At 74.8% G+C, this 11,810-nt stretch carries 8 protein-coding genes; 3 read left to right on the top strand and 5 right to left on the bottom strand.

Going from position 1 to position 11,810, the window contains the following annotated elements; genetic code table 11:
- On the bottom strand, nucleotides 1-1,530 hold a 1,530-nt coding region (locus J5O08_RS19475; RefSeq protein WP_255590252.1), incomplete at its 3' end, for a glycosyltransferase family 2 protein.
- An 809-nt stretch (nucleotides 1,531-2,339) separates the two neighbouring features.
- Between J5O08_RS19475 and clpB the strand changes: the two genes are divergently transcribed.
- Both clpB and J5O08_RS19465 read left to right on the top strand, forming a co-directional pair.
- Nucleotides 2,340-4,940 carry an ATP-dependent chaperone ClpB gene (gene clpB, locus J5O08_RS19470; protein WP_218708562.1) on the top strand — a complete coding sequence of 867 codons (2,601 nt, stop codon included), beginning with the start codon at nucleotides 2,340-2,342 and terminating at the stop codon, nucleotides 4,938-4,940.
- Between the two features lie 161 nt (nucleotides 4,941-5,101).
- Nucleotides 5,102-5,779, top strand: a complete 678-nt coding sequence (locus tag J5O08_RS19465; RefSeq protein ID WP_218708561.1) for a DedA family protein — start codon at nucleotides 5,102-5,104, stop codon at nucleotides 5,777-5,779.
- A 6-nt stretch (nucleotides 5,780-5,785) separates the two neighbouring features.
- On the opposite strand, the gene J5O08_RS19460 is transcribed toward J5O08_RS19465, so the two are convergent.
- Both J5O08_RS19460 and J5O08_RS19455 read right to left on the bottom strand, forming a co-directional pair.
- A complete protein-coding gene (locus J5O08_RS19460; RefSeq protein ID WP_218708559.1) occupies nucleotides 5,786-6,877 on the bottom strand; it encodes an FAD-dependent oxidoreductase in 1,092 nt (363 codons plus the stop codon).
- A 345-nt stretch (nucleotides 6,878-7,222) separates the two neighbouring features.
- A complete protein-coding gene (locus tag J5O08_RS19455) occupies nucleotides 7,223-9,493 on the bottom strand; it encodes a glycoside hydrolase family 3 C-terminal domain-containing protein (RefSeq protein ID WP_218708557.1) in 2,271 nt (756 codons plus the stop codon).
- Between the two features lie 141 nt (nucleotides 9,494-9,634).
- Here J5O08_RS19455 and J5O08_RS19450 point away from each other — a divergent pair, with 141 nt between their 5' ends.
- On the top strand, nucleotides 9,635-10,309 hold the full coding sequence (locus tag J5O08_RS19450) for a TetR/AcrR family transcriptional regulator (RefSeq protein WP_308281734.1): 675 nt from the start codon (nucleotides 9,635-9,637) through the stop codon (nucleotides 10,307-10,309).
- Nucleotides 10,310-10,319: 10 nt separating this feature from the next.
- Here the strand turns inward: J5O08_RS19450 and J5O08_RS19445 are convergent, their stop codons facing one another.
- Nucleotides 10,320-10,901, bottom strand: a complete 582-nt coding sequence (locus J5O08_RS19445) for a DUF4190 domain-containing protein (RefSeq protein ID WP_255590253.1) — start codon at nucleotides 10,899-10,901, stop codon at nucleotides 10,320-10,322.
- 91 nt (nucleotides 10,902-10,992) lie between these two features.
- A partial coding sequence (locus J5O08_RS19440; RefSeq protein WP_218708553.1) for a DUF4190 domain-containing protein occupies nucleotides 10,993-11,810 on the bottom strand: 818 nt, incomplete at its 5' end.

Below are 11,810 nucleotides of genomic sequence, written 5' to 3'. Positions count from 1 at the left end.
GGTCTCGGGGGCGGCGACGGTGGCGACCGCGGTGTGCCCGGCGAGGGCCGGCGCGGCGGCGGCCGGGGCGGGCGCGGCGGAGCCGGCCGCCAGCGGGGCGTGCCCGGCGACCGCGTGCACGGGCTCGCCGTGCGCACCGCCGGGGTCCGTGGCGTGGTCGCGCTGCGTCGGGAAGCCGCCGCGGTCGACGACGTCCACCGGCGCCGTGTCGGCGATCAGGCCGAGCTCGGCCTCGAGCGTGCCCGGCTGCGGGCTCTCCTCCGCGCCGCCCTGACCCGGGTCGCCGCCGGCGTACGCACCGGCGCGGGTGCCCCAGCCGGAGGCGTGCGCCATGCGGAGGAAGCCGAGCAGCCGGACCGGCATGAGGAAGAACGTCGAGACGATGATGAAGATCGGCAGCCGGAAGAAGTCGCTCGGGACCTCCTGCAGGTGCCGGATCTGCCGGATCGCCATCGACAGCACCGAGGACACGACCATCAGGGCGATGACCCAGAACCAGCCGGCTTGGGCGCCGTAGGTCTCGAGCATCGCCTCGTAGAGGTTGACGCCCGTGCCGCTCACCGAGCGGTAGACCCAGCCCGCGATCGTCCCGACGAGCAGGAACGGCAGCAGGATGTCGGTCAGGAAGAAGATCGCCAGGATCGGCGCGTGCCCGAGCATCCAGGGCAGCATCCGCAGCGTGTTGTACTGCGACCCGCGGGCCCAGCGGAGCTGCTGCTTGAACAGCTTCTTCACCTGCAGCGGGGCGTCGGTGTAGACGAGGCTCGTGTGCTGGTAGACGGTCCGGTAGCCCTGCTTGAGGGTGAGGTTCGTCAGCGTGCGGTCGTCGGAGACCTCGAGGAAGACGCCCATGAACCGCTGGGTCATGAAGTCGTCCATGACGTCGATGAGGATGTGCCGGCGGAACGCGATCGTGCGGCCCGGGAGGCAGCCGACCTGGCCGAGCACCGACTGCGCGGGCATCGAGTAGAGCGAGCGCGAGTTCTCCAGCCAGTCCGCCCAGCGGGTGATCCAGGAGCGGGTCGGCTCGAGGATGCGCTGGCGGGTGGTGACGCCGCCGACGTTCGCGTCCTTGAACGGCTTGATCAGCTCGGGCAGCGTGCCCGGCGTCCACACCGTGTCCGAGTCGAGCAGCACGGTGATGTCGTACTTCGACATCTCGGTGCCGATCTTCACGGCGTTGCGCTTGCCCGGGATCGGGGTGTGCACCCAGCGGACCAGCGGCGCGAACTCCTCGCAGACCGCCTCGAGCCCGGGGTTGCGCGCGCCGTTGATGACGACGATGACCTCGTCGGGGCGCTGCTCGGTGACGCGGGTCAGCACGTCGCGGAAGAGGTCGAGCGGCTCGTCGACCACGGGGACGATCACGCTCGTCGTCTCGTGGTGCTCCTCGGTCCACGGGCGGTACCGGCGGGACAGGCCCACCTTGAGCAGCCACAGGGCCCAGACGAGCCCGGAGAAGATCGTGAACAGGTACAGCTCGGCTTGCTCGTCGAGCATGTGCCGGATCTGCAGGATGAAGATGAACATCGCTCACCTCGGCGTCGGTCGGGAGGGTGCCGGCGGCGACGGTGACGCGGCGGAGAACGGGGTCGGGATGCGCTGTCCCGGTCGGGAGGCGTCGGCCTCTGTGACTGGAGTGGGGGGCAGACGAGGACGTGGTGTCACCCGTTCGGACGGGCGGCGACGAGACGATCGGGTGGAGTCTGTGCGCCGGTAGAGCTCCCGGCCTCGAGTGGGCCCAGCGTGTTGGACGGGGTGGGCGTCGCGCAACTCGCGCCCGGCAATTCGGGCATGGTTTGTGAGATGGATCACAGCAAGAGTGTCCGGATTGCCCGTAAATGCGCAGATCACAGTCGTGCAAGTCGGACATGTCCGGAACCGGGAAGCGCTTCAACGGCGCCGCAGGTCAGCGCGCGTGTCGCGCGTTGCGCGGATGTGTCGTACGGGAGTCGGCTGCGTGAAGCCGGTCACAACGCGTGGTGACGACGGTCAGAGTCACGCCCTGCTATGACACGACGTCACCCGGACGGTCGAGCGTCGGATCGCCGCGTGATGACGCGGGTCGGCGGCGTCCCCCGTCCCCGCGCGGCGGCCCGTGGCGTCTCCCTGTGTGCCGGCTGCCCGCGCGCCAGGCGCGCCGGCGATCGTGGCCCGCGTCCCAGCGCGCCGGCCGCGCACGCCTCCCCGCCCCGGGTCGACGCGCAGAGTTGAGCGGAATAGGCTCAACTTGCTCGGCGTTGCACCGGATGTCCCGCGCGGAGCCGCGGGGCGACACGCACGCACGACCACGCGCGCGGCCGGCCGGCCGCGCGCGACCCGGACGCACGGAGGGGACGTTGGACGCGAAGCTCACCACCAAGTCGCAGGAGGCGATCGGCGACGCCATCCAGCAGGCGGCGGCCGCGGGCAACCCGCAGCTGGAGCCCGCCCACCTGCTGAACGCGCTGCTCGGCCAGGAGGGCGGCGTGGCGAACGGCCTGCTCGACGCCGTGGGCGCCGACCGCCAGGCGCTTGGCCGCGCGGTGCGCGCGATCCTGGTGAACCTGCCCGCCGCGAGCGGCTCGTCCGTGGCGCAGCCGACCGCCTCCCGGGCCACCGCGTCCGCGATCGAGGCGGCGTCGGCCGAGGCGCGCACCCTGGGCGACGACTACGTGTCCACGGAGCACCTGCTGCTCGGGCTCGCAGCCGGGCAGACCGGCGTCGCCGACGCGCTGCGCGCCCAGGGCGCGTCCCGCGACGCGCTCGCCGCCGCGCTGCCGTCGGTCCGCGGCTCCGCCCGGGTCACCAGCCCGAACCCCGAGGGCACCTACAGGGCGCTCGAGCAGTACGGCGTCGACCTCACGCAGCGCGCCCGCGACGGGAAGCTCGACCCGGTGATCGGCCGGGACGCCGAGATCCGCCGCGTGATCCAGGTGCTGTCCCGCCGGACGAAGAACAACCCGGTGCTGATCGGCGAGCCCGGCGTCGGCAAGACTGCCGTCGTCGAGGGCCTGGCCCAGCGCATCGTCGCCGGGGACGTCCCGGAGTCGCTGCGCGGCAAGCGCCTGGTCTCGCTCGACCTGGCGGCGATGGTCGCCGGCGCGAAGTACCGCGGCGAGTTCGAGGAGCGGCTGAAGGCGGTCCTGGAGGAGATCACCTCCTCCGAGGGCGAGGTCGTCACGTTCATCGACGAGCTGCACACGGTCGTCGGCGCGGGCGCCGGCGGCGAGGGGGCGATGGACGCGGGCAACATGCTCAAGCCGATGCTCGCCCGCGGCGAGCTGCGCCTGGTCGGCGCCACGACCCTCGACGAGTACCGCGAGCGGATCGAGAAGGACCCCGCCCTGGAGCGCCGGTTCCAGCAGGTGTTCGTCGGCGAGCCGTCCGTGGAGGACACCGTCGCGATCCTGCGCGGGCTCAAGGAGCGGTACGAGGCGCACCACAAGGTGACGATCGCGGACGCCGCGCTGGTCGCCGCCGCCACGCTGTCCGACCGGTACATCACCGGCCGCCAGCTCCCGGACAAGGCGATCGACCTGGTCGACGAGGCCGCGTCCCGGCTGCGGATGGAGCTCGACTCCTCCCCGGTCGAGATCGACGAGCTGCAGCGCGCCGTCACCCGGCTGGAGATGGAGGAGGTCGTGCTGTCCGAGGCGGACGACCCGGCCTCCCGCGAGCGGCTGGAGAAGCTGCGCGCGGACCTCGCCGACCGCCGCGAGGAGCTCGCCGGGCTCACCGCGCGCTGGGAGAAGGAGAAGGCCGGCCACAACCTGGTCGGCGATCTCAAGGCGCGCCTGGACGACCTGCGCTCGACCGCGGACCGGCTGCTGCGCGAGGGCGACCTCGCCGCCGCGGCGCGGCTCCAGTACGGCGAGATCCCGGCCGTCGAGAAGGAGATCGCCGAGGCGGAGGCGAGCGAGCGCGAGGCCGACGCCGCGGCCGCCGAGGCGCAGGCGCCGATGATCGCCGACAAGGTCGGTCCGGACGAGATCGCCGAGGTCGTCGCCATGTGGACCGGCATCCCCGCCGGGCGGCTGCTCGAGGGGGAGACCGCGAAGCTGCTCCGGATGGAGGAGGTCATCGGCGAGCGGCTCATCGGGCAGTCCGCCGCGGTCGCCGCGGTGTCGGACGCCGTGCGGCGGTCCCGCGCGGGCATCGCCGACCCCGACCGGCCGACCGGGTCGTTCCTGTTCCTCGGCCCGACCGGCGTCGGCAAGACCGAGCTGGCCAAGGCGCTCGCGGACTTCCTGTTCGACGACGAGCGCGCCATGGTGCGGATCGACATGTCCGAGTACGCCGAGCGGCACTCCGTCGCCCGCCTGATCGGCGCGCCCCCGGGCTACGTCGGCTACGAGGAGGGCGGCCAGCTCACCGAGGCCGTCCGGCGGCGCCCGTACTCCGTGCTGCTGCTGGACGAGGTCGAGAAGGCGCACCCCGAGGTGTTCGACATCCTGCTGCAGGTGCTCGACGACGGCCGGCTCACCGACGGCCAGGGGCGCACGGTCGACTTCCGGAACGTCATCCTCGTGCTGACGTCGAACCTCGGCTCGCAGCACCTGGTCGACCCGCTGCTCGACCCCGAGCAGCGGAAGGCCGGGGTCATGGACGCCGTGCGTGCGGCGTTCAAGCCGGAGTTCCTCAACCGGCTCGACGACATCGTGCTGTTCGACCCGCTGTCGCTCGAGGAGATCGGCCGGATCGTCGACCTGCAGGTGGCCGCGCTCGCGGCCCGGCTGCGGGACCGGCGGCTCGCGCTGGACGTCGAGCCCGCGGCGCGCGAGTGGCTGGCGATCGAGGGCTTCGACCCGGCGTACGGCGCCCGGCCGCTGCGCCGGCTCGTGCAGCGCGAGATCGGCGACCGGCTGGCCCGGCTGCTGCTCGCGGGCGAGGTCCGGGACGGCGATACGGTCCGCGTCACGCGCGCCGCGGACGGCGGGCTGGAGCTGACCCGGGGCTGACCGCGCTCGGCGCGGACGACCGCGCTCGGCGCGGACGACCGCGCTCGGCGCGGCGTGTCCGTGATGTCCGGTGTGCGAGGTGTGCAGGACCTGTGCGCCTCGCACGCCCGACCGCCGTCCTCGCAGGCCGCGGGCGAGGTCGCGTGCGACGATCGACCGCGATGAACGCGACCCTCGCCCTGGCCGCCGGCGTCCCTGCCGCCTCCGACGCCGCGCCCGAGCTCACGGGCCTGGCCGGCTGGGTGGTGGGCGTGATCGAGGCGCTCGGCCCGGCCGGGGTGGGCCTGGTCGTCGCGCTGGAGAACCTGTTCCCGCCGATCCCGTCCGAGGTCGTGCTGCCCGTCGCCGGCTACGTCGCCAGCCAGGGGCAGATGAACCTGGCCTGGGCGATCGTCGCCGCCACGCTCGGTGCGGTCGCGGGCGCCTGGATCCTGTACGGGCTCGGCGCGTGGTTCGGTCGCGCGCGGCTGCGCCGCTGGCTCGAGCGCATCCCGCTGATGGAGGTCGAGGACCTCGACAAGGCCGAGGCCTGGTTCGACCGGCACGGCGGCGCGGCGGTGCTCATCGGGCGGTGCGTGCCGATCGTCCGCTCGCTCGTCTCGATCCCCGCCGGCCTGGAGCGGATGCCGCAGGTCCGGTTCCTGCTGTACACGGCGATCGGCAGCGCCGTCTGGAACAGCCTGCTCATCGTGGGCGGCTACGTGCTCGGCTCGCAGTGGCAGGACGTCGGGCACTACTCCGACTACATCAACTACGCCGTGTACGCGGCGATCGTGATCGTCGTCGTGCGGTTCGTCTGGACCCGCCTGCGCCGCCGCCGCGCCGCCGCGCGGGGCTGACCGCGCTCAGGCGAACAGCGCCCCGACCCGCGACGCGTACAGGTCCTCGCCCTTCAGCCGGCTCGTGGCCGCGGCCCCGACCACCCGGCGGACGCCGTCCTCGCCGACGAGCTGCGACGCGCCACCCGAGCGGCCGAGCGGCAGCAGGATCCGCTCCGGGGCCGGGTGGTAGGTCGCGGCGGGCTCCCGGCCCTCGACCAGCGCCGTGATGTTCGCCGCCACGACCTCGGCGTGCGCCCGCGCCGCCGACGCGCGCTTGGACTCCGGCACGTCCGTGATGTCGCCGACCGCGAACACCGTCGGGTGCCCGGTGAGCGCGAGCGTGTCGTCCACCCGGACCTCGCCCAGCCCGTTGCGCGCACCCAGCAGGTCGCCCGCCAGGTAGTCGCTCGCCGGCAGGTTGCCGTAGCAGCGGAACCACATCTGCGCCTCGACCCGGACGCCCGCCTCGGTCTCCACGACGAACGGCTCGTGCACTCCGACGTCCGACGGCGGCAGGTAGCCCAGACGGGAGCCCAGCACCAGCTCCACGCGGTCGGCGAGCTGCGCACGTACCACCTCGCGCAGCTCGGGCAGGTAGTCGTCGGTGGTGAGCACGTCGTCCGCCTGGTCGACCACCGTGATCCACAGGTGCGGGTAGGCGTCCAGCAGCTCGCCGACCAGCTCCAGGCCCACCGCGCCGGCGCCGACCACGAGGACGCGCTGCGCGCGCGCGAGCCCCTCGCGCATCCGGGCGAGCCGCGCCTGCGCGACCGCCGTCTCCGACTCGATGAACTTGGCCGGGAACGGGTAGGCGGTGCCCGTCGCGAGCACCAGGTAGTCCGCGTCCAGGGTGGTGCCGTCCGCCAGCCGCACCTGCGAGGAGGTGGCCCGCTCCACCCGCTGCCGCAGCACCAGGCCCCGGTCCAGCAGCCGCTCGTAGCCGAAGAACACGCGGTCCTCCCACGACGGGTCGACCGCCGCGCGCAGCGCCGCCGCCGCGTGCACGAACGCGTCCTTCGGGTCCACGAGGACGACGTCGGCGACGCCGTCCAGCAGCGAGGCGACCTGCGTCCCGCCGTACCCGCCACCGACCACGACGACCCGCGGTGCTGCCATGTCCGAACCCCTCTCGCCCCGACGCGACCGCCGGACGCGGCCCCGTGCCCTCGAGCCTGCCACCGCCGTCGCGGCGCGGGCTGGGACGCAGGACCCGCCCGCGCCGTGACGTGCGCGACGTCGCCCGCGCAGGTCCGTCCCGCCGCGCGGTCCCCTCTGCCGAGAGGGCAACTCTCGGCTGTGCGAGTGGGGCCGCGGACAGCCGAGAGTTGCCATCTCGGCGGGCAGGGCGGCGCGGGCGGGCAGGGCGGCGCGGCGAGGGCGGCGGCCCGGACGCGTCGCAGGCCCGCCGCGCGAGGTGCGCGACGGGCCTGCGGGCGGGTGCGGCGAGCGGCGCCGCCGGGGTCAGGCCGCGGCCCGCGCCACCAGCGCGTCCAGGCCGTCCAGGTCGAAGCCGCCCATGCCGAAGCTCGCGACGACGCGCATCGGCATGTCGCCCATCATCGCCAGCATCGTCGGGTCGAGCGCCGCGGTCGCCTCGCCGAAGGCGGCGCCGAGCAGCTCGGCGCCCCGCGGGTGGGCCAGCCACTCGTTGACCGTGGCGTCCGCCGAGAGCGTCCCGTGCAGGGACTCGCCGGTGACCGTCACCTCGGCCGTGCCGCGGATGTCGCGGGACGACGCGCCGACCTCGACCACGGTGCGCCCGCCCCCGACGGCCCAGCGGCGCAGCGCCGGGTGCCAGTACGACAGGTCGCGGGCGTCGAGCGTGAACTGCAGCGTGCGGGACTCGCCCGGCTCCAGCGTCACCTTCGCGAACGCCTTGAGCTCGCGGGTCGGGCGCAGCACGGCGGCCTCCGGGTCGCCGACGTAGACCTGCGCGGTCTCGGCGCCGGCGCGGTCGCCGGTGTTGGTCACCGTCACCGACACGGCGACGGCGGACGAGGCGCCCTCGCCGGACACGGTCGCCGTCACGTCGGAGTAGCCGAACGTCGTGTACGACAGGCCGTGGCCGAACGGGTACGCGACGTCGACCAGGCGGGTGTCGTACCAGCGGTACCCGATGAGCACGCCCTCGCCGTACCGGACGTGGCCGTTGTCGCCGGGGAAGTTGCCGAACGCGGGGGTGTCCTCGACGCGGTGCGGGATGGTCTCGGCGAGCTTGCCGGACGGGTTCCGCACGCCGAGCAGCAGGTCCGCGACGGCCGAGCCGCCGGCCTGGCCGCCGAGCCAGGTCTCCAGGACCGCGGCGGCGTCGTCCTGCCACTCGACGGCGACCGCCGAGCCGTTGGCCAGCACGACGACCACGCGGTCGTTCACCTCGGCGACGGCGCGCAGCACGGCGAGCTGGTTCGCGGGCAGGTCGAGGTGGGTGCGGTCGTAGCCCTCGGACTCGTCGGGGGCGGGCAGACCGAGGAACAGCAGCACGGTGCCGGCGCCTCGGGCGGCCTCGACGGCCTCGGCGAGCAGCGCGGCGTCGTCCGCGTCCTGCGAGCCGTCCACTCCGGCCACGGAGAAGCCCGCCGCGAACGGCAGCTCGGACCCGGTGGCGGACCGCAGCGCGGTGAGCGCGTCGTCCAGGCGGGTCGGGTTCACCTGGGAGGAGCCGGCGCCCTGGTACCGCGGGGTGCGGGCGAACTCGCCGATCACCACCGCGCGCGCCGCGTCGTCCGCCGACAGCGGCAGCACCGGGGCGCCGCCGACGACGGCGTTCTTCAGCAGCACCGAGCCGTCCGCCGCTGCCTCGCGGGCCAGCGCGTGGTGCGCCTCGACGTCGATCTCACCCGGCTCCGCGAGGGCGGGCTGAGCCCGGGCGATGAGCGTCAGCACCCGGCGGACCGCCGTGTCGAGCACGGCCTCGTCCAGCTGCCCGTTCTTCACCGCGTCGACGACGAGCGCGTCCGTGCGGCCGCCGGTGGCCGGCATCTCCAGGTCCAGGCCCGCGGCGACGGCGGCGACGCGGTCGACCACGGCGCCCCAGTCGGAGACGACCAGGCCCTCGAAGCCCCACTCGTCGCGGAGGACCTCGGTCAGCAGCCAGGGGTCCTGCGAGGCGTAGACGCCGTTGATCTTGTTGTACGAGCACATGACCGTCCACGGCTGCGCCTGCTTCACCACGCGCTCGAAGGCGGGGAAGTAGATCTCGCGGAGCGTGCGCTCGTCGACGTCGGAGGAGACCCGCATGCGGTCGGTCTCCTGGTTGTTCGCCGCGAAGTGCTTGAGCGACGTGCCCACGCCCTCGGACTGGATGCCGGACACGAGTGCCGCGCCGAGGTCGCCGGCCAGCGCCGGGTCCTCCGAGAAGTACTCGAAGTTCCGTCCGCACAGCGGGGAGCGCTTCATGTTCACGCCGGGGCCGAGCAGCACGGCGACCTCGTTGCCGCGGGTCTCGCGGCCGAGGGCGCGGCCGACGCGGTCGAGCAGGTCGACGTCCCAGGTCGAGGCCAGCGCGGCGGCGGGCGGGAAGCAGGTGGCGGGCACGGAGTTGCCGATGCCCAGGTGGTCGGCGCTCTCGGCCTGCTTGCGGAGGCCGTGCGGGCCGTCCGTCACCATCACCTGCGGGACCCCGAGACGGTCGACGCCGTCGGTGTGCCAGAAGTCGGAGCCGGACGTCAGGGCGGCCTTCTCCTCCAGGGTGAGCTCGGCCAGGACGCGCTCGACGTCGAATGCGGCGGTCATGCGGGGGGCACCTCCTCGTGCGGTGGGTCTGTTCCCGCCACTGTAGCCGATGCCTACCGAATGGTCGGGTTTTCGGCCGGGATCCGCCGACCTCCTGTGAGAGCCTGTCCACCACGCGCCGCCCGGCGCGGCAGGAGCACGGTGACGGGGGCAGGGACGATGTCCGTCGAGACGCAGCAACGGGGCTACGCGAAGGGGCGCGCGAAGCGCCGGGAGATCATCGACCAGGCGACCGCCATGTTCGGCGAGGTCGGTTACCGCGGGGCGTCGCTCCGCGAGATCGCGGCGCGGTGCGGGATCTCGCACCCGGGCCTGCTGCACCACTTCCCGACCAAGGAGTCCCTGCTGCTCGCGGTGCTGGAGCACCGGGACGACGTCGACATCGAGTGGCTGGAGACCGACAGCCCGGACGGGGTCACGACCCTGCGGCACCTCGTCGAGCTCGTGGCGCTGAACGCCACGCGGCGGGGGATCGTCGAGCTGTACGCGGTCCTGTCCGCCGAGGCGACCTCCGCCGACCACCCGGCGCACACCTACTTCCAGGACCGGTACCGGCGCGCGCTGGACACCGCGACGACGGCGTTCGCGCGGGCCGCCGAGCAGGGCGCGCTGCGCGACGGGGTGGACCCCGACTCGGCCGGCCGGCAGCTGATCGCGCTGATGGACGGCATGCAGGTTCAGTGGCTGATGGACGACGGCGCCACGGACATGGCCGGCGTCGTGCGGCGGCAGGTGCAGGACCAGCTGACCGTCCCGCTGGACGCGGCCCCGGACGCCGCCCCGGCCGACGCCGCGGAGCTCGACGCCGAGGGCTGACCGCCCGCCCCTAGGCGGCGGGCGCGGCCGTGCCGTCCAGCAGCGACCCCGTGACCGGGGCCGGCGGCACCGCCACGCACAGCCCCGCCCGGTCGCCGCGCGCCCAGGACGCCTCCGTCGGCGCCCACGCGAGCATCCGCGTCCCCTGCTCCCGTTCGGCGGCGGTCAGGTCGCAGGACGCCGCGACCCGCGCCGACGCCTCGGCGGCGCCCGGCCACGCGGCGTCGGGCTCGAAGGCGTAGGACGACACCGCCTGCGCGGCGTGCGGGTCCGCGCACGGCACGACGCGGACCCGGTCGACCGGGCCGTCGTCGGGCACGTCCGCGAGGCAGCTGCCCGGGACGAGCTGCACCGCGTGCGCGTCGACCGGCTCCGCGACGTCGGACGGCAGCGGGCGCTGCGCCTGCGCCGAGCTGACCAGCACCGCCGCCAGCGCGATCCAGGCCAGCGTCGTGAGCGCACCGAGGACGACGCCCGCCACCGCGAGGCCGCGCCCGCGCCGGGGCTCGGGCGCCGCGCGGCGGGTGCGGCGGAGCCCGACGAGCCCGAGCGCGAGCGCGACGGGGCCCGTGCCGAGGACCCCGGCCACCAGCGCCGCGACCGCGACGCCGTCGGTCCGCGGGCGGGGCGGGGCTCAGCCGGGGGCGTAGAACGGCTCGGGGTAGCCGTACGGGTCGGTCACGTCAGACCTCCGCCGCGGACCCGGCCGCGAACGTCCCGGCGAGCACCGAGCCCGTGCCCGCCGGATCGGTCGAGAGCACGCAGTAGGCCCACCGGTCGCCGGCGGCCCACTGGTCGGGGTGCACGAAGTACACGTCCGCCCACGACTCCGCCGGCAGCGCGGTCGAACCGACCAGGCGCTCGGCCACCGCGGCGCACCGGTCGAGCAGCGCGGTGTGCGCGGCGTCCGGCTCGGTCACGTCGGCGCGGACCGGCTCCGCCATCGATAGCTGCTCCAGGACCTCCGTCGCGTGCCCGGAGGCGCAGTCCACCACGCCGGCGTCCGACATGTCGTAGGTCTCCGGCGCGGTCGCGAGGCAGTCTCCGGGGACGAGGTCGTGCGCCAGCTCGAACCACGGCAGCGTGGTCTGCTGACCCGGCGCGCCGGCGGCGTCGCCCGGCGCCGGCCAGGAGCCCGCGGACGACGCGGTGGACGCGGTCGAGGCGACGCCCAGCGCGACCACGAAGCCCAGACCGACGACCAGCGCGGTGGTCAGCACGCCGCCGATCCAGGTGGCCGCGATCGCGAGGCCGCGACCCTCGGCGCCCGAGCGGCGGATCCGACGTTGCGCGGCGATGCCGAGCCCGAGGCCGACGGGTGCGGTGAGCAGGCTCGTGGCGAACGACGCGAGGGCGAGGACGAAGGCCGCCACGGCCAGGCCGTCCGTGCCGGGCGCGGGCGGGGGAGCGCCCCAGGCGACCGGCGGGGCGGGCGGGGCGACCGGCGGCGCCGGCGGCGCCGGCGGCCAGGCCACCGGCGGCGCGACGGGCGGCGCGACCG

This window comes from Cellulomonas sp. PS-H5, assembly GCF_019265565.1.
Classification (GTDB): domain Bacteria; phylum Actinomycetota; class Actinomycetes; order Actinomycetales; family Cellulomonadaceae; genus Cellulomonas.
The sequence above is the reverse complement of the archived record's forward strand: the minus strand, read 5'-3'. Positions and strand labels throughout refer to the sequence as shown.

What these genes read in the sequence shown, in the direction of transcription:
- J5O08_RS19465 (WP_218708561.1), top strand. Translation starts at nt 5,102, where the DNA reads ATGAACGCGACCCTCGCCCTGGCCGCCGGCGTCCCTGCCGCCTCCGAC.
- J5O08_RS19460 (WP_218708559.1), bottom strand. Translation starts at nt 6,877, where the DNA reads ATGGCAGCACCGCGGGTCGTCGTGGTCGGTGGCGGGTACGGCGGGACG.
- J5O08_RS19455 (WP_218708557.1), bottom strand. Translation starts at nt 9,493, where the DNA reads ATGACCGCCGCATTCGACGTCGAGCGCGTCCTGGCCGAGCTCACCCTG.